This window comes from Streptococcus sp. HCA-5024, assembly GCF_037890265.1.
In the GTDB taxonomy this organism is placed as follows: domain Bacteria; phylum Bacillota; class Bacilli; order Lactobacillales; family Streptococcaceae; genus Streptococcus; species Streptococcus lingualis.
In genome coordinates this window covers 690817-707960 of record NZ_JBBKBR010000001.1, presented here as the reverse complement: position 1 = coordinate 707960, position 17144 = coordinate 690817, and the positions used below count along the sequence as shown (strand labels likewise).

16 protein-coding genes are annotated in these 17144 nt (G+C 43.4%); 14 read left to right on the top strand and 2 right to left on the bottom strand.

All coding sequences use genetic code 11. The annotated features are described in order from the left end of the window. Positions 1-40 precede the first annotated feature (40 nt). From acpS to recG, 3 genes are read left to right on the top strand one after another with little or no spacing between them, the layout of a single operon-like run. The gene (gene acpS / locus WKT08_RS03565; RefSeq protein WP_049515909.1) at positions 41-406 is read left to right on the top strand and encodes a holo-ACP synthase; all 366 of its coding nucleotides are present in this window, start codon (positions 41-43) and stop codon (positions 404-406) included. Continuing rightward, positions 393-1505 (top strand): alanine racemase, encoded by a 1113-nt coding sequence (alr, locus tag WKT08_RS03560; RefSeq protein WP_340280060.1) that lies wholly within the window; start codon positions 393-395, stop codon positions 1503-1505. Before acpS ends, alr begins: the two co-directional genes overlap by 14 nt. A gap of 58 nt (positions 1506-1563) precedes the next feature. After that, entirely contained in the window at positions 1564-3579 is a 2016-nt protein-coding gene (recG, locus tag WKT08_RS03555; protein ID WP_340280058.1) for an ATP-dependent DNA helicase RecG, read from the top strand. An 85-nt stretch (positions 3580-3664) separates the two neighbouring features. Here the strand turns inward: recG and WKT08_RS03550 are convergent, their stop codons facing one another. Continuing rightward, positions 3665-4627 (bottom strand): asparaginase, encoded by a 963-nt coding sequence (locus WKT08_RS03550; protein ID WP_340280056.1) that lies wholly within the window; start codon positions 4625-4627, stop codon positions 3665-3667. Positions 4628-4689: 62 nt separating this feature from the next. On the opposite strand from WKT08_RS03550, the gene WKT08_RS03545 reads away from it, so the two are divergent. Next, positions 4690-6090: a Cof-type HAD-IIB family hydrolase gene (locus tag WKT08_RS03545; protein WP_195915892.1), complete on the top strand. Its 1401-nt coding sequence runs from the start codon at positions 4690-4692 to the stop codon at positions 6088-6090. A 304-nt stretch (positions 6091-6394) separates the two neighbouring features. Here the strand turns inward: WKT08_RS03545 and WKT08_RS03540 are convergent, their stop codons facing one another. Next, entirely contained in the window at positions 6395-6847 is a 453-nt protein-coding gene (locus WKT08_RS03540; RefSeq protein ID WP_003018301.1) for a universal stress protein, read from the bottom strand. A 207-nt stretch (positions 6848-7054) separates the two neighbouring features. On the opposite strand from WKT08_RS03540, the gene WKT08_RS03535 reads away from it, so the two are divergent. From WKT08_RS03535 to WKT08_RS03490, 10 genes are all read left to right on the top strand, one after another. Further along, positions 7055-8269, top strand: a complete 1215-nt coding sequence (locus tag WKT08_RS03535; RefSeq protein WP_021153766.1) for a pyridoxal phosphate-dependent aminotransferase — start codon at positions 7055-7057, stop codon at positions 8267-8269. Positions 8270-8456: 187 nt separating this feature from the next. Next, positions 8457-9245 carry a GTP-sensing pleiotropic transcriptional regulator CodY gene (codY, locus tag WKT08_RS03530; protein ID WP_045759799.1) on the top strand — a complete coding sequence of 263 codons (789 nt, stop codon included), beginning with the start codon at positions 8457-8459 and terminating at the stop codon, positions 9243-9245. Next, positions 9245-9817, top strand: a complete 573-nt coding sequence (locus tag WKT08_RS03525) for a cysteine hydrolase family protein (RefSeq protein ID WP_340280049.1) — start codon at positions 9245-9247, stop codon at positions 9815-9817. Before codY ends, WKT08_RS03525 begins: the two co-directional genes overlap by 1 nt. A 133-nt stretch (positions 9818-9950) precedes the next feature. Beyond that, on the top strand, positions 9951-10253 hold the full coding sequence (gene gatC, locus WKT08_RS03520; protein WP_002884769.1) for an Asp-tRNA(Asn)/Glu-tRNA(Gln) amidotransferase subunit GatC: 303 nt from the start codon (positions 9951-9953) through the stop codon (positions 10251-10253). After that, a complete protein-coding gene (gene gatA, locus WKT08_RS03515) occupies positions 10253-11719 on the top strand; it encodes an Asp-tRNA(Asn)/Glu-tRNA(Gln) amidotransferase subunit GatA (RefSeq protein ID WP_340280047.1) in 1467 nt (488 codons plus the stop codon). The genes gatC and gatA overlap by 1 nt, the downstream gene beginning before the upstream one ends. Then, positions 11719-13161, top strand: coding sequence for an Asp-tRNA(Asn)/Glu-tRNA(Gln) amidotransferase subunit GatB (gatB, locus tag WKT08_RS03510; RefSeq protein ID WP_003005611.1), 1443 nt, complete (start codon positions 11719-11721; stop codon positions 13159-13161). The genes gatA and gatB overlap by 1 nt, the downstream gene beginning before the upstream one ends. Before the next feature lie 100 nt (positions 13162-13261). Then, positions 13262-13645, top strand: a complete 384-nt coding sequence (locus tag WKT08_RS03505) for a hypothetical protein (RefSeq protein ID WP_340280044.1) — start codon at positions 13262-13264, stop codon at positions 13643-13645. 133 nt (positions 13646-13778) lie between these two features. Then, positions 13779-14822 carry a 2,3-butanediol dehydrogenase gene (locus WKT08_RS03500; protein ID WP_340280042.1) on the top strand — a complete coding sequence of 348 codons (1044 nt, stop codon included), beginning with the start codon at positions 13779-13781 and terminating at the stop codon, positions 14820-14822. 94 nt (positions 14823-14916) lie between these two features. Then, positions 14917-15828 carry a DMT family transporter gene (locus tag WKT08_RS03495; RefSeq protein ID WP_003013343.1) on the top strand — a complete coding sequence of 304 codons (912 nt, stop codon included), beginning with the start codon at positions 14917-14919 and terminating at the stop codon, positions 15826-15828. 154 nt (positions 15829-15982) lie between these two features. Continuing rightward, positions 15983-17071, top strand: a complete 1089-nt coding sequence (locus tag WKT08_RS03490; RefSeq protein ID WP_340280039.1) for a DUF4352 domain-containing protein — start codon at positions 15983-15985, stop codon at positions 17069-17071. The last annotated feature ends 73 nt before the right edge of the window (positions 17072-17144 follow it).

The following is a 17144-nucleotide window of genomic DNA, read 5'->3' as shown; positions in this document are numbered from 1 at the left end:
AGTAAAGAGATATTGAGACAACAAATAAGGATAAAACAAGATGATCAAAGGACATGGGATCGATATTGAATCGATCACTGCGATTGAAAAAGCCTATCAAAAGAATGCTCGATTTGTAGAAAAAGTTTTAACTGAGGCTGAGCGGGCGCGCTTTGAGGAATTGTCCGGAAAACGGAAAATGGAGTATTTAACGGGTCGATGGTCTGCTAAAGAAGCCTTTTCAAAGGCAATGGGAACAGGGATTGGACCGGTTGGTTTTCAAGATTTAGAAATTTTAAATGATGCCCAAGGAGCTCCTTATTTTTCCAAGTCTCCTTTTTCTGGGAAGGTATGGATTTCGATCAGTCACAAGGGAGACTTAGTCTCGACCAGTGTCATTTTGGAGGAAGAAAATGAAAGCAAGTAAACATAGACCAACTGTTGCAAGAGTAGATTTGGATGCCATTGCCTTTAATGTGCAACAAGTCAGTGAGCATATTCCGAGTCAAGCCTTGAAATATGCAGTCGTAAAGGCCAACGCCTATGGTCATGGGGTCGTTGCAGTGACGAAGAAATTAGCAGCTCAAGTAGATGGTTTTTGTGTTTCCAATATGGATGAAGCCCTTGAAATCCGTCAGGTAGGCTTGCAACACCCTATTTTGATTTTGGGAGTGGTACCAAGCGAAACAGTGAGTCTGGCCAAAGAGCATGACATCCGCTTAACGGTGGCTAGTCTTGCTTGGTTGAATCAATTGCTTGGAGAAGAAGAAGATTTATCAGGATTGAAGGTCCATATTAAGGTGGACTCAGGAATGGGGCGGATTGGATTCCGAAGAATCGAAGAGATCAAAGAGGCTGAACGCCTACTCTTAGCGGCTGGTGCTGAAATTGAGGGAATCTTTACTCATTTTGCGACAGCAGATGAAGCAGATGATCGAAAATTCCAAGCGCAATATCACTTTTTCAAAGAAGTATTGGGTGCTCTTGAAATCCTTCCTCCCATTGTCCATGCTAGTAATTCAGCCACCTCTTTGTGGCATGCAGATACGATTTTCACAGCTGTTCGTCTGGGAGATGTCATGTATGGCTTGAATCCGAGTGGTTCAGTGCTAGCTTTGCCTTATGAAATTAAGCCAGCCTTGAGTTTAGTAAGTGAGTTAGTTCATGTCAAACAGTTAGAAGCCGGTCAAGATATTGGCTACGGGGCAACCTATACGACGGAAGATGCCCAATGGATTGGAACGATTCCCATTGGCTATGCGGATGGTTGGATCCGAGAGATGCAAAATTTCCATGTGCTAATTAAGGGCGAGTATTGTCCCATTGTTGGCCGAGTTTCGATGGACCAGATTACTGTTCGCCTTCCAGAAGAATTACCTCTGGGAACCAAGGTTACCCTGATTGGCCGAGACGGCGAGAAAGAAATTACGGCAACAGAGATTGCGGACTACCGTGGTACCATTAATTATGAAGTAGTCTGTCTCTTGAGTGATCGGATTCCTCGTGACTATGCAGGTGAAGAATAAAAAAAGCAGGTGGGTTTTCCCTGAAGGACCTGCTTTTTTATAAAAGAAAGGAGGAACAATGAATTTACACCAACCCTTATCCGTATTGCCTGGCGTCGGTCCAAAATCGGCGGAAAAATTTAAAAAGTTAGGGATTGAAACCTTAGAAGATCTGCTCTTGTATTTCCCTTTTCGCTATGAAGACTTCAAAACGCGCAATGTTTTAGAGTTGGAAGATGGGGAAAAAGCCGTCATCTCTGGGGTGGTAGCAACACCAGCCAATGTCCAATATTATGGCTACAAACGAAATCGCTTGCGTTTTTCAATCAAACAGGGAGACCAGGTCATTGCGGTTAATTTTTTCAACCAACCCTATCTAGCAGACAAAATTGAGGTTCAACAGACAGTGGCGATTTTTGGGAAATGGGACAAGGCCAAGGGGAGTTTGACAGGAATGAAGCTCCTGGCTCAAGTGGAAGATGATTTGCAGCCGGTCTATCGAGTGACGCAAGGAGTGAGCCAAAACAGTCTGGTGAAATTGATCAAAATAGCGTTCGACCAGGGCTTGGACCAGCTTTTAGAAGAGAATGTCCCCCAAATCTTACGAGATCGTTATCAACTAATGTCTCGTTCCCAAGCAGTGCAAGCTATGCATTTTCCTAAGGATCTGGCAGAGTACAAGCAAGCTCTTCGCCGGGTAAAATTTGAAGAGCTCCTCTTTTTCCAGCTGCAACTCCAAGTGCTAAAAGAAGAAAACCACGATGCCAGCCAAGGGATTTCCTTGGCCTGGAATCCAGAAAAATTAGCAGAACGAAAAAAACAGCTTCCTTTTGAGCTAACGAAAGCTCAAGAAAACAGCTTGAATGAAATCTTGACAGATATGGCTTCTCCTTATCATATGAACCGCCTGCTTCAAGGGGATGTGGGAAGTGGGAAGACAGTCGTGGCCGGTCTTGCCATGTATGCAGCTTTAAGCGCTGGGAAGCAAGCAGCCTTGATGGTTCCAACGGAGATTTTGGCAGAGCAGCACAAGGGAAGCTTGCAAAATCTTTTTCCGGACTTACCAATTGCCCTTCTAACAGGAGGGTTAAAGGTGGCTGAGAAACGAGAAGTCTTAGAAGAGATCGCCTCAGGAACAGCTCAACTGATTGTGGGGACACATGCCTTGATTCAAGAGGGAGTTCACTACCAAGATCTTGGCTTGGTCATTATTGATGAGCAACACCGTTTTGGGGTTTCCCAACGTCGTATTCTTCGAGAAAAAGGACAAAATCCAGACGTCCTGATGATGACGGCTACCCCTATTCCCCGGACCTTGGCTATTACAGCCTTTGGGGATATGGATGTGTCCATCATTGATCAGATGCCTGCGGGACGCAAGGAAATCATCACACGTTGGGTCAAGCATGAGCAGTTAGAAGTGGTCCTCGACTGGTTAGTGAAAGAACTTGGCAAAGGTTCTCAAGCCTACTTTATTTCTCCATTGATTGAGGAGTCAGAGGCGCTAGATTTGAAAAACGCCCTCGCCCTCCAAGAAGAGCTAGAGACCTTCTTTGGACAGCGAGCACGCGTTTCTCTTCTTCACGGGAAGATGAAAAGTGAAGAAAAAGATGCCATCATGCAGGCCTTTAAAGAGCACCAAGTCGATGTTTTGGTGTCTACGACCGTTATTGAAGTAGGAGTCAATGTGCCCAATGCGACCGTTATGGTCATTATGGATGCAGATCGATTTGGTCTTAGCCAACTTCACCAGCTTCGAGGCCGGGTTGGTCGGGGAAACAAGCAATCCTATGCTATTCTAGTAGCCAACCCTAAGACAGATAGTGGCAAGCAGCGCATGAAAATCATGACAGAGACGACCAATGGGTTTGTGCTAGCGGAAGAAGATTTGAAAATGCGAGGTTCGGGTGAAATCTTTGGAACCCGTCAATCTGGGATCCCAGAATTTCAAGTGGCTGATTTGGTAGAAGATTATCCCATTCTGGAAGAAGCGCGGAAAGTCGCCAGTCAGATCGTAGCAACGCCAGATTGGCGTGAACACCCCGATTGGCATTTGCTCTCGCTATATTTAGAAAAGAAAGAACATTTAGATTAGAGTATAAAAAAGGAGTAGAGTGGAATCCAAAGAATTTCCACTCTACTCCCTTTAAGAAGGCATTTTACGGGCTTTGTATCTTATACTACCCTTCGATATAGTCCTTGAGTTCTTGTCCTTTTAGGCCGGCATTGAGGGCGATGAGGAGTTTGATGCGCGCTTTGGGGGCATTTAATTCTTTGATGAAAAAGACACCTGCTTGATGGAGTTGGACGCCTCCTCCTTCATATGCGTAGACGGGTTCAGCGATCCCGTTGAAGCAACGGGATACTAAAGCGATTGGAAGACCTGCATCCATGAATTCTTGGAGTTTATGGGCTGTTTCTTTAGGGATGTTTCCTGCTCCAAAGGCTTCGATAATGAGGCCGTCCAGCTTTGAAAGATCCAGCATGTCCAGCAGATCGGTTTTCATCCCTGCGTAGGTAGCAATGATCGGAACGAAACCATCGATGGTATCGAGATCAAAGCGCACCCTTGGCTCGGCTGTTTTAAAGAAGAGGATTTCCTTTTTCATGACCAACCCTAGTGGACCGTGGGTTGGTGTCTGGAAGGTGCTGACATTGGTGGTATGGGTTTTGGTGACATACTTAGCCGCATGAATTTCATCGTTCATGACGACTAAGACACCTTTATCGCGTGCTTTTGGATCGGCAGCTACTCGAAGGGCTGTCAGAAAATTATAGACACCATCGCTTCCGAGCTCGTTGGAGCTTCGCATAGCTCCTGTAATGATCACAGCGATCTCTGGCAACTCCATGGTATCCAAGAAATAAGCCGTTTCTTCCAGCGTATCGGTCCCGTGGGTAATAACGATGCCGTCGTAGTTGTGGGCTTCCTCTTTGATTTTTTGATATAGAGCTAACATGTGACGGGGGGTCATTTGAGGGCTGGGAAGGTTGAAGAAGTCCTCCGAGGTGACTGCAATCCCTTCAATTGGTGAAGTGACTTGGGTCATGGGATTGACTTCGTTGGTAATCACTGCCCCAGAGTCATCTGCTGCCATCGAAATGGTCCCACCGGTATGTAGTGCTAAAATTTTCTTAAACATGTGAAGCTCCTTGGAATATGTGATATAATTTATTTTATCATAAAAAGAAAGAAACAGTAGACATGGAAATAAAAGCAGTCTTTTTTGATATCGATGGAACCTTGGTTAATGATAGTCGAGCGGTCCTAAAGTCAACAGAAAAAGCCATTCAGTCTTTAAAGGAAGAAGGGATCTATGTAGGCCTTGCGACAGGGCGGGGACCGGCCTTTGTCAAACCGTTTATGGAACGCTATGGTTTTGATTTTGCAGTGACCTATAATGGTCAGTATATTTTGACCAAGGACCGTGTGCTGTTTACCAGCCCAATCGATAAAAAGAGTCTGCACCAACTAATTGACTATGCTCGAGAACACCGTAAGGAAATTGCTCTCGGTAGCAAGGATGGGGTATTTGGTTCTCGGATTATGAGTTTTGGGATGAGTCCTATTTCAACCTGGTCCAGTCGCTTTGTGCCCCGCAAAATGGCCCGTACAGTCAGTCGTGGATTTAACAAAGTGGTCAGCAAGGTCGTCCCACAAGATCAGGACACCCTCTATGCACTAGCGCAAGAACCGATCTACCAAGTGTTGATCTTATCGAGTCCAGAAGAGACTGCAAAAATTGAAAAAGAGTTTCCAGATCTGAAATTCACACGGTCTAGTCCTTTTGCAGCAGATGTCCTCAACCCAGGGATTTCCAAGTTAGAAGGGATCCGCATCGTTGGTCAGGAGTTTGGCTTTGACATTGATGAAGTGATGGCTTTTGGAGATTCTGATAATGACTTAGAGATGCTGTCAGGTGTTGGCTTGTCCATTGCGATGGGAAATGGGACGACCAGTGTCAAGGCGATTGCCAAGCATACAACGACCAGTAATGGCAAGGATGGCATTCAAAAGGCCCTGCAACACTTTGGTATTCTCTCAGAGAAAGAACTCTTTCTTTCTAAGGATGATCACTTCAATAAGGTCAAAACCTTCCATGGTGTGATGGATGGAGAAACCCAGGAGAAACCTGTTGTCTGGCAGCCTCAAGACGCCCTTTATCGAACCATGTTCAAGCAAGAGGAGTTGGTAGAATTTGTCCGAGCAGCTAGCACAAGTGAGGAAGAATTTGACCGCTCGGTAGCCGCTCTTCACGAAGCCTTGGATAAGGCTGCAGATAAGGTTCGGAGCAAGCATCCAGCTGAGATCTCCATGGTAGGGCAGGTTGATGCCTTAATTGATACCCTCTATCTGACTTATGGTAGCTTTGTACTAATGGGGGTCGATCCTGAAGAGGTCTTTGAGATTGTTCACCGGGCCAATATGGGCAAGATTTTCCCAGATGGGAAGGCGCACTTTGATCCAGTAACCCACAAAATTCTGAAGCCAGATGATTGGGAAGAAAAATACGCCCCAGAACCAGCCATCAAAAAAGAACTCGATCGCCAGCTCAAGGCCTACGAAAAACATGCAAAACAAAAAGAAGCAAAAAAAGACAACTAAAAAAGTTTGGAACAGAAGTTCCAAACTTTCAGATTGAAGATAAAGTCTTCTGAAAAACTTTCCTTAGGTGAGTACGGACGTCAGCGAACTTCTACGAAGTTCCATGACTTAGTTTTGAGCCTAAGGTCTCAAAACTCCCGAGTGCTAGAAACAATAGTGTTTCTAGCACTTTTCTCACAGCGGAAAGTTTTTTATCTTCAAAAAATAAAAGTCATTTTTTGAAAATCATTTAGCTGTTTTATGTAAAACAATAGTTTGTCTACATTCAAAAAGTTTGGAACCTTTGTTCCAAACTTTTTCTTTCTTACATGGTTTTATCCTTATCACGTACCACTAGTAAGTCTACTTTGGCGTGGCGAAGGATATATTCTGAGGAGGATCCGACCATTAACCGTTCGAAGGCATTGAGTCCGGTAGCCCCGACCATAATAAGGTCAACCCCTTCCTTACTTGGGATATCATTGGCTAAGAGGACTTTTGGATTTCCCATTTCTACAACAGTCACAACATTTTGAACGCCGACTTTTTCAGCACGTTCCTTGTAGCCCTTGAGCAATTCGTTGGCTTCTTCTTGCAATTCTTCGTAGACCTCAGCATCAAAAGTTGAGACGCTTTGAAGGGCACGGGTATCGATGACGTGGACAATAGTCAATTTAGAGCCGTTGCGAAGAGAAACATTAACCCCTTTTTCAAAGGCTAATTCTGCTTCATGGGAACCGTCGACGGCGACCATGATGTTTTCGTATTTTTGAGACATAACCCTACCTCCTTATAGCTTGAAAACATGGATAGAACAGAAGTTCTTCTATTCTTTATACACTTATATTTTATTCCTTTTAAGCTAGAATGTAAAGGTAAAGTCTCACTTTTCTAGTATATTTTTGCAGAATTTTTAAAGTCCTCGGTTTGTACTCTATTTCAACTAGTGGTATAATAGAGATAATTTCGTGAATCGAGGCAGAATATGAAGGAATATAATAAATCAAGCAAACTCGAACATGTCGCTTACGATATTCGTGGTCCAGTCTTGGAAGAAGCCATGCGCATGCGAGCAAATGGAGAAAAAATCCTCCGTTTGAATACAGGGAATCCTGCTGAATTTGGCTTTACAGCTCCAGATGAAGTCATCCATGATTTGATCATGAATGCACGTGATAGTGAAGGCTATTCTGATTCAAAAGGGATCTTTTCAGCCCGCAAGGCAATCATGCAATACTGCCAGTTGAAAAAAATTCCAAATGTGGATATTGATGATATTTACCTTGGGAATGGAGTGAGTGAGCTGATTGTCATGTCCATGCAAGGACTGCTCGACAATGGGGATGAGGTCTTGGTTCCCATGCCGGACTATCCTCTTTGGACAGCAGCCGTCAGCCTAGCTGGGGGGAATGCCGTTCACTATCTTTGTGATGAAGAAGCAAACTGGTATCCAGATATTGAGGATATCAAGTCGAAAATCACCTCAAACACTAAAGCTATCGTTGTCATCAACCCGAATAACCCAACAGGTGCCCTCTATCCAGATGAGATCCTGCTTGAGATTGTGGAGATCGCTCGTCAAAATAACTTGATCATCTTTGCGGATGAAATTTATGATCGCTTAGTCATGGATGGTGAAAAACACACGGCTATCGCAAGCTTAGCACCAGATCTCTTCTGTGTGAGTATGAATGGCTTGTCAAAATCTCACCGGATTGCCGGTTTCCGTGTTGGTTGGATGGTTCTATCCGGACCCAAACACCATGTGAAGGGCTATATCGAAGGCTTGAACATGTTGTCCAATATGCGTCTTTGTTCAAATGTCTTGTCTCAACATGTTGTGCAAACCTCTCTTGGAGGCTACCAATCCGTGGATGAACTCTTACTTCCAGGTGGTCGAATCTACGAACAACGCAACTTCATCTACAAAGCCATCAATGATATTCCAGGCCTCTCAGCTGTTAAGCCAAAAGCTGGTCTCTATATCTTCCCTAAGATTGATCGGGACATGTACCGCGTGGATGATGATGAACAATTTGTTTTAGAGTTCTTGAAGCAAGAAAAGATTCTCTTGGTTCATGGCCGTGGCTTTAACTGGAAAGATCCAGATCACTTCCGGATCGTTTACCTTCCACGTGTCGATGAATTGGCTCAAATTCAAGAAAAAATGACTCGTTTCTTGAAACAATACAAACGTTAATTAGATAAAGGATTGAAGAGGAGAGTCTTCAATCTTTTTTTGATTCATTCTATAAAATCCATGTCATCGAAACGACATTTTTCTGAATTGCGCATAATTGTAGAAAAAATAAATAATTTTCAGATAATTTGATTGAAATTCCCACACTTATATGATATACTTGAACTGACTATATGCGAGGTTTATTATGGCAAACTTATTAGAAAAGACACGTAAAATTACATCCATCTTGAAACGGACTGATGAACAGTTGCAAGTCGAGATGCCTTATAATGATATTGCCCAGCAATTAGCGGATATTATCCACTGCAATGCCTGTATCATTAATAGCAAGGGAACCCTTCTAGGTTATTTCATGCGTTACAAGACCAACAATGACCGGGTAGAAGCTTTCTTTCAAAATAAAAAATTACCAGAAGATTATGCCAAGGCAGCTAGTTTGGTCTACGATACAGAAGCTAATTTAGATGTGGACCATGATTTGAGTATCTTTCCGGTCGAAACCAAGTCTGAATTTCCTGATGGCTTGACGACCATTGCGCCTATTCATGTTTCTGGGATTCGGTTGGGTTCCTTGATCATTTGGCGCAATGATAAACAGTTTGCGGATGATGATTTGATCTTGGTTGAGATTGCGAGTACCGTGGTAGGGATTCAAATGTTGAACTACCAACGCGAGGAAGATGAGAAGAATATTCGTCGTCGGACAGCGGTGAATATGGCTGTCAATACCTTGTCTTACTCTGAGTTGCGGGCTGTTTCTGCCATCCTTAGTGAATTGAAAGGAAATGAGGGGCAGTTGACTGCTTCTATCATCGCGGATCGGATTGGCATTACCCGCTCTGTGATTGTCAATGCACTCCGGAAATTGGAGTCAGCTGGTATTATTGAAAGCCGTTCTCTTGGAATGAAGGGAACCTATCTCAAGGTGTTGATTCCAGATATCTTTGAGGAAATTAAGAAAAGAGATTACTAATGACAAAAGCCTTGATTTCAATTGACTACACTGTCGATTTCGTAGCAGATGATGGTAAGCTTACGGCAGGTGCTCCTGCCCAAGCCATTTCTGAGACCATTGCTCAGGTGACCCAATTGGCCTTTGACCAAGGAGCCTATGTCTTTTTTGCCATTGATGCGCATGATGTAGAGGATCCATTTCATCCTGAAAGCAAGCTCTTCCCACCTCATAATATCATTGGGACCAGCGGACGTGATTTGTACGGCCCTTTGGCAGATTTTTATCGGGAGCACAAAGCGGATCCACGCGTCTTTTGGATGGACAAACGTCATTATTCTGCTTTTTCAGGAACGGACCTAGATATCCGCCTACGGGAACGCCATGTAGATACCGTTATTTTGACAGGTGTCTTGACTGATATCTGTGTCCTCCATACAGCGGTTGATGCCTACAATCTCGGCTACCAGATTGAAGTCGTAGAACCTGCAGTGGCGTCGCTCACTCCTGAAAATCACCAGTTTGCCTTGAATCATTTCAAGCATGTCTTAGGGGTAAGCATGGTAGATAAAACTTTAAGTGAAAAAAAATAAAGAGTATGGAATTAGTTGAGTGCAGTTCTCAATTAGTCTCATCTCTTTTTCTTATTTTAATGCAACATGAAAAGCTAAAATTATGGTAAAATAGAGGGTATTGAAAAATCATCATTTCACGAAAGGAAGCAAGATGAAAATTACGCAAGAAGAGGTAACCCACGTTGCCAATCTTTCAAAATTGAAATTCTCTCCAGAAGAGACAGCTGAATTTGCGACAACCTTGTCTAAAATTGTCGACATGGTGGAATTGTTGGAAGAAGTGGACACAACCGGTGTAGCCCCAACAACAACCATGGCGGATCGTAAGACCGTATTGCGTCCGGATGTCGCTGAAAAAGGCACTGACCGTGACCGCTTGTTTAAAAATGTACCTGAAAAAGATAACTACTACATCAAGGTGCCAGCTATCCTAGAAGATGGAGGAGATGCCTAATGTCATTCAACCATAAAACCATTGAAGAGTTGCACGACCTCCTTGTCTCTAAGGAAATTTCAGCAACAGAATTGACTCAAGCGACACTTGACGATATCAAGGCGCGTGAAGAAGCAGTCAATGCCTTTGTGACGGTGGCTGAAGAAGCGGCCCTTGCCCAAGCTAATGCTATTGACGAAAAAGGAATCGATAAAGATAACCTCCTGTCAGGGATTCCACTCGCTGTCAAAGACAATATCTCAACAGATGGTATCTTGACGACTGCGGCTTCAAAAATGCTCTACAACTATGAGCCTATCTTTGATGCGACAGCAGTTGCTAACGCCAAAGCTAAAGGTATGATTGTTGTCGGAAAAACCAACATGGATGAATTTGCCATGGGTGGATCTGGTGAAACTTCATACTATGGACCAACCAAGAATGCTTGGGACCACAGCAAGGTGCCTGGTGGATCTTCAAGTGGTTCGGCAACTTCTGTCGCTTCAGGACAAGTCCGTTTGTCTCTTGGTTCAGATACAGGTGGTTCTATCCGCCAGCCTGCTGCCTTCAACGGAATCGTCGGTCTTAAACCAACTTATGGAACAGTTTCACGTTTTGGTCTTATTGCCTTTGGTAGCTCACTCGACCAAATTGGACCGTTTGCACCAACCGTTAAGGAAAATGCGCAATTGCTTAATGTGATTGCCAGTGAAGATGCTAAAGATTCAACTTCAGCGCCAGTACGCGTAGCAGACTTTACTTCTAAGATTGGTCAAGACATCAAAGGCATGAAGATTGCCCTTCCTAAGGAATACCTTGGGGAAGGAATTGACCCAGAAGTCAAAGAAACGATTCTCAATGCAGCTAAGCACTTTGAAAAATTGGGAGCAACTGTCGAAGAAGTCAGTCTGCCTCATTCTAAATACGGGGTTGCTGTCTACTACATCATCGCTTCATCTGAAGCTTCTTCAAACTTGCAACGTTTTGACGGGATTCGTTATGGTTTCCGTGCGGAAGATGCTAAGAACTTGGATGATATCTACGTGAACACTCGTAGCCAAGGCTTTGGTGATGAAGTCAAACGTCGGATCATGCTGGGAACCTTCAGTTTGTCATCTGGTTACTACGATGCATACTACAAGAAAGCCGGACAAGTTCGTACCCTCATTATCCAAGACTTCGAAAAAGTCTTTGCGGATTACGACCTCATCCTTGGTCCTACAGCTCCAAGCGTGGCCTTTGATTTGGATTCGCTTAACCATGATCCGGTTGCTATGTACTTGGCGGACCTCTTGACCATTCCAGTTAACTTGGCAGGTCTTCCAGGGATTTCGATTCCTGCAGGTTTTGCTCAAGGTCTTCCAGTTGGTCTGCAGTTGATTGGTCCGAAGTATTCGGAAGAGACCATCTACCAAGCTGCAGCTGCCTTTGAAGCTACGACGGATTACCACAAGCAACAACCCCTTATTTTCGGAGGTGACAATTAATGAACTTTGAAACAGTCATCGGACTTGAAGTCCACGTTGAATTGAATACAAACTCAAAAATTTTCTCACCAACCTCTGCTCACTTTGGAAACGAGCAAAATGCTAACACTAATGTGATTGACTGGTCTTTTCCAGGTGTGCTTCCTGTCTTGAACAAGGGTGTTGTGGATGCTGGTATCAAGGCTGCTTTGGCGCTGAATATGGATATCCATCAGCATATGCACTTTGACCGTAAGAACTATTTCTACCCTGATAATCCAAAGGCCTACCAAATTTCGCAATTTGACGAGCCAATCGGATATAACGGTTGGATTGAAGTACAATTGGAAGACGGCTCAACTAAGAAAATTGGGATTGAACGGGCTCACTTGGAAGAAGATGCCGGTAAGAACACCCACGGAACAGATGGATTCTCTTACGTAGACCTTAACCGTCAAGGGGTTCCATTGATCGAAATCGTATCTGAAGCAGATATGCGTTCTCCTGAAGAAGCCTACGCTTATTTGACAGCCCTCAAAGAAGTCATCCAGTACACTGGCATTTCAGACGTCAAGATGGAAGAAGGATCGATGCGGGTCGATGCCAACATTTCCCTTCGCCCATACGGTCAAGAGGAATTTGGTACCAAGACTGAGTTGAAAAACTTGAACTCTTTCTCAAACGTCCGTAAAGGTCTTGAATACGAAGTTGAGCGCCAAGCGAAAATCTTGCGTTCAGGTGGTGTCATTCGCCAAGAAACACGTCGTTATGATGAAGCTAACAAGAGCACGATTCTTATGCGTGTCAAAGAAGGAGCTGCGGATTACCGTTACTTCCCAGAACCAGACCTTCCATTGTTTGAAATCTCAGATGAGTGGATCGAGGAAATGCGTACGGAGTTGCCAGAGTTTCCAAAAGACCGTCGGGCTCGCTACGTGGCAGAACTTGGCTTGTCTGACTATGATGCCAACCAATTGACAGCGACGAAAGTTACTTCTGACTTCTTTGAAGCAGCTGTAGCTCTTGGTGGCGATGCTAAGCAAGTGTCTAACTGGCTCCAAGGTGAAGTCGCACAATTCTTGAATGCAGAAGGTAAGACACTAGAAGAAATCCAATTGACACCAGAAAACTTGGTCGAAATGATTGCCATCATCGAAGATGGAACGATTTCATCTAAGATTGCCAAGAAAGTCTTCGTTCACTTGGCGAAAAACGGTGGCGGTGCGCGTGAATACGTCGAAAAAGCTGGATTGGTACAGATTTCAGACCCTGAAGTCTTGATCCCGATCATCCACCAAGTCTTCGCAGACAATGAAGCAGCCGTAGCTGACTTCAAGTCAGGTAAACGGAATGCGGACAAGGCTTTCACCGGCTTCCTCATGAAAGCAACCAAAGGCCAAGCCAACCCACAAGTAGCTCTTAAACTACTTGCTCAAGAATTAGCGAAGTTGAAAGAAGAGTAATAGAGAAAAAAACCAGCCGAGAGGTTGGTTTTTACTATCCATAAAATTGTGTTAGAATAGGAAAGACGATTACATATCAACTGACATTAGGAGGAGTTACATGAACAAATTTTTAAGAGTCTTATTTGTCCTGGTTATCATCGCCATGTCTGGAGCGATTATCTTCCAGCTATTCTTTCCATCCTATATGGGAAGTCATTCGGGATATGGTATTTCTGTCGGTTGGCAACGGGAGATTGGGATTTGGAATGTGGCGGTCCTTGTGATACTGATTGCTGTCAATCTCAAATACGATTGGTTTTATCTTCGAACGGTTCTATTGGCTTTGATCCTAGGTGGGCTTGGGATCGGTACTAATCATCTCTTCAGTTATTTTCACTATCATCTGCCGGTCAATGGGATCGGTGCGCTTGAAAATTATCTCCTAGTCCTTGGTTGGATTGTTGGGTGGAGATTGGAATCTTCTCGGATCAAGAAGAAATAAGAAGGAGCAGTCAAAGGGCTGCACTTTTTCATCTTCAGTTTTTCCTTGACAAACAAAAGGAAAACGTTTACAATTTTAAATATAAAGTTTCCTGAAAAGAAAACAAAAAAGGTGAAAACAAGGAGATCATCATATGACTACTATGAAAGCAGCTCGCTGGCATGCAGCAAAAGACGTTCGTATCGAAGAAGTGGAAGTACCTGAAGTACAACCACATCAAGTAAAAGTGGCAGTTAAGTTCACAGGGATTTGTGGTACGGACTTGCATGAATATTTGGATGGTCCGATCTTCATTCCAACAGAAGAACATGTGTATTCTGGTCAAAAAGCACCGGTTACTTTGGGACATGAATTCTCTGGTGAAATTGTAGAAGTCGGAAGTGATGTGACTCGTGTCAAAGTTGGAGATCGTGTAACTATCGAACCAATTCTTGCAGAGCACAACTTAATTGGTGATTATAACCTTGATCCAAACTTGAACTTTGTCGGCCTTGCTGCAGATGGTGGTTTTGCCGAATATTGTGTCCTTGACGGTGATCTTGTCCATGTGATTCCAGATAGCTTGAGCTATGAACAAGCTGCGCTTACAGAACCTGCAGCTGTTGCTGTTTATGCCGTTCGTCAATCTGCATTGAAAACTGGGGATACAGCCGTTATCTTTGGCTTGGGTCCAATCGGTCTTTTGATTGTTGAAGCCCTTCGTGCAGCAGGAGCATCAAAAATCTATGCGGTTGAATTATCTCCTGAACGCCAAGCGAAAGCGGAAGAATTGGGAGCAATCGTTGTTCGCCCAGAAGAAGGAGAAACAATCGTCGAAGCCATCCATCGCTTGACAGGTGGTGGAGCAGATGTTTCTTATGAAGTGACTGGAGTTCCAGTTGTTTTAGGTCAAGCCCTTGCAGCTGTTCATAAAGCTGGGGAATGTATGGTCGTATCTATCTGGGAACGTGAAGCGAGCATCAATCCAAATGAATTCGCTATCCAAGAAAAATCTCTCAAAGGAATTATTGCCTACCGTCATATTTTCCCTAAAGTATTGGAATTGATGGAACAAGGCTACTTCTCTGCTGAAAAATTGGTTACCAAGAAAATTAAATTGGAAAATATCGTTGAAGAAGGATTTATTGAATTAACACAAGATAAATCTCAAATCAAGATTTTGGTTCAACCTGAATAAGCGAATAAATTTATATGAAATATATGAGGCTGAAACGTTTCGTTTCGGCCTTTTATGATACAATAAAAGTAAGGAACAGATTTAGGAGGGGACTATGTCAAAGACGATGAAAGGAACACTCATGACCTTGATCGCCGGGATCGCTTGGGGACTATCCGGAGTTAGCGGGCAATATTTAATGGTTCATGGATTTTCGGCTATTGAGTTAACAAATCTCCGTTTGCTTTTTTCTGGAATTGTCCTTATTCTTCTTTCCTACGTTGCAGATAAGGAGAAGTTTTTGGCCTTTGCCAAAGATAAATCTTCCTACCTTCCCCTTCTTATTTTTGCCTTTTTAGGATTGTTATTGACTCAGTTGACCTATTTAGAGGCGATTGCTGAAACCAATGCTGGGACTGCTACGGTGTTACAGTATCTCTGTCCAGTGGGAATTTTAGCCTATACCTGTATCATGGATAAGGTGGCCCCTACACTAGCAGAAGTGTTTTCGATGCTTCTAGCGATTGGTGGCACATTCTTAATAGCAACCCATGGTCAACTCAATCAATTGGCCATCAATCCCAAAGGTTTGGCTTGGGGAGTGGTGTCAGCATTTGCCTATGCCCTTTACATCATTCTACCTCTGAACTTAATTCAAAAATGGGGAAGCATGCTGGTGATTGGAGTTGGGATGACTATTCCAGGAATCCTAATGCTCCCTTTTAGTGGTCTTCTCTCTTCTTCTGGAAACTACAGACTCGATACCTGGATGGCCCTTTTTGGCTTGGTGGTGATTGGGACGATTTTTGCCTATACAGCCTTTCTGAAAGGAACCTCTTTGGTAGGAGCCGTTAAAGGAAGCTTGCTGGCGTCCTTTGAGCCTGTTTCGGCAGTTTTCTTTGCCTTTGTCATTATGAAGGAGCATTTTTTTATGGTTGATGTGATTGGGATGGCCATGATCCTCCTTGCAGTTCTCTTGATTTCCCTCAAGGATTTCATGATTCAAAAAGAAAAAGGCATCTTGTAAAATCAAGACCTATCATATTTTAGTTAAAAGGTTGAGACGAAGGTCTTGGCCTTTTTGTAATCCTCGCCCTCTGAGGGAGAGTTATCACTATATAGCGTATACATCGCTAGAAAAAGATGTTAAAATAGAACAAAACTTTTTTAAGGAGATGAGGATGAAAAAGATTTTTAAATGGACCCTATTTGCTGTAGCGACCTTGAGTTTAGCGGCTTGTGGAATCAGTGCTCAAAAGACAAATTCGCAGCAAGCAAAGACAGAAAAAGCAGCGAAAAGCTCTGCATCTGACGGTCAAGTCGAGGTGAGTTTAAAAGGAGGGCAATACATCAAACCACCTGTCCTCAATGACTCAGAAGACGGAAGCTATTTAGCCCTTCAATTGGAATTTAAAAATGTTGCCAAAGAATCTATCAACGTGTCAGATTCAGATATCACCATTTACGATGCGAATAATAACAAGGTCAAATTGCAGTCAGGAATTTATGACCACAGTGAAGCCTTCCAACTGCTCAAGAGTGATCAGTTGGCCCAGGATAAAAAATTAACCGGCTATATCGTTTTTCCAATCGAAAAAGGCAAAAAATATGAAGTACAGTATGAACGAAAAACCTATAGCTCTGATAAAAAATCCAAGCCTTTAAAATTTGCGGTGGATTCTTCTCAGTATGAGGACAAGGTGGAAGCTTCTACTATTCTAGCAGATGAATATATCAATCAAGTTTACTTCAGTGGCCAACGAAAGGTCAAAAAGGATGACGCTTTTGTTTTGGGAACCGATTTGAAAAAGGAACGCAGTGATTTCCGTGCGAAATTTGCGGCTGATTTTACTCGTAAACTACATGATTACCAATTCCCTGAAGAAGAAGTGACCCAGTTTATCGATGCTTATGAAAAAGAAAATGCTAAGCGTGCGAAATTAACCTATAAGGTTAAACAATATCTCCCGGACAAGGTGGTCATTAGTCTAAATCCTGAGACGGTCAGCATGGAAAAGACGATCTTAAACCACATGCAGACCTTCTATCAGGAACATCGAAAAGACTATCCAGGGATCATCGAAGCGAACCAGGCTCAAAACAAAGCCTATAGAGAGGAAATGATGGCTTCTCTTGCAGATCGCCCCTTGACGACGCCGGATCGATACGACTACCAGTTGACCTTTGTTAAGAAAGATGGCAAATGGGAAGTAGAAAAAGCCTACAATAGTGATAGCTTTATGGAAAAATTCGAGGGAAATCTTTCTTAATGCTGAAGTTGGCACTCCTAGGACATGAATCTAGGAGTGTTTTTGTCTATAGCTTTAAACTATATCAAAATCC

Coding starts and splice junctions, on each gene's coding strand:
- acpS (WP_049515909.1), top strand. CDS start 41: ATGATCAAAGGACATGGGATCGATATTGAATCGATCACTGCGATTGAA.
- alr (WP_340280060.1), top strand. CDS start 393: ATGAAAGCAAGTAAACATAGACCAACTGTTGCAAGAGTAGATTTGGAT.
- recG (WP_340280058.1), top strand. CDS start 1,564: ATGAATTTACACCAACCCTTATCCGTATTGCCTGGCGTCGGTCCAAAA.
- WKT08_RS03550 (WP_340280056.1), bottom strand. CDS start 4,627: ATGTTTAAGAAAATTTTAGCACTACATACCGGTGGGACCATTTCGATG.
- WKT08_RS03545 (WP_195915892.1), top strand. CDS start 4,690: ATGGAAATAAAAGCAGTCTTTTTTGATATCGATGGAACCTTGGTTAAT.
- WKT08_RS03540 (WP_003018301.1), bottom strand. CDS start 6,847: ATGTCTCAAAAATACGAAAACATCATGGTCGCCGTCGACGGTTCCCAT.
- WKT08_RS03535 (WP_021153766.1), top strand. CDS start 7,055: ATGAAGGAATATAATAAATCAAGCAAACTCGAACATGTCGCTTACGAT.
- codY (WP_045759799.1), top strand. CDS start 8,457: ATGGCAAACTTATTAGAAAAGACACGTAAAATTACATCCATCTTGAAA.
- WKT08_RS03525 (WP_340280049.1), top strand. CDS start 9,245: ATGACAAAAGCCTTGATTTCAATTGACTACACTGTCGATTTCGTAGCA.
- gatC (WP_002884769.1), top strand. CDS start 9,951: ATGAAAATTACGCAAGAAGAGGTAACCCACGTTGCCAATCTTTCAAAA.
- gatA (WP_340280047.1), top strand. CDS start 10,253: ATGTCATTCAACCATAAAACCATTGAAGAGTTGCACGACCTCCTTGTC.
- gatB (WP_003005611.1), top strand. CDS start 11,719: ATGAACTTTGAAACAGTCATCGGACTTGAAGTCCACGTTGAATTGAAT.
- WKT08_RS03505 (WP_340280044.1), top strand. CDS start 13,262: ATGAACAAATTTTTAAGAGTCTTATTTGTCCTGGTTATCATCGCCATG.
- WKT08_RS03500 (WP_340280042.1), top strand. CDS start 13,779: ATGACTACTATGAAAGCAGCTCGCTGGCATGCAGCAAAAGACGTTCGT.
- WKT08_RS03495 (WP_003013343.1), top strand. CDS start 14,917: ATGTCAAAGACGATGAAAGGAACACTCATGACCTTGATCGCCGGGATC.
- WKT08_RS03490 (WP_340280039.1), top strand. CDS start 15,983: ATGAAAAAGATTTTTAAATGGACCCTATTTGCTGTAGCGACCTTGAGT.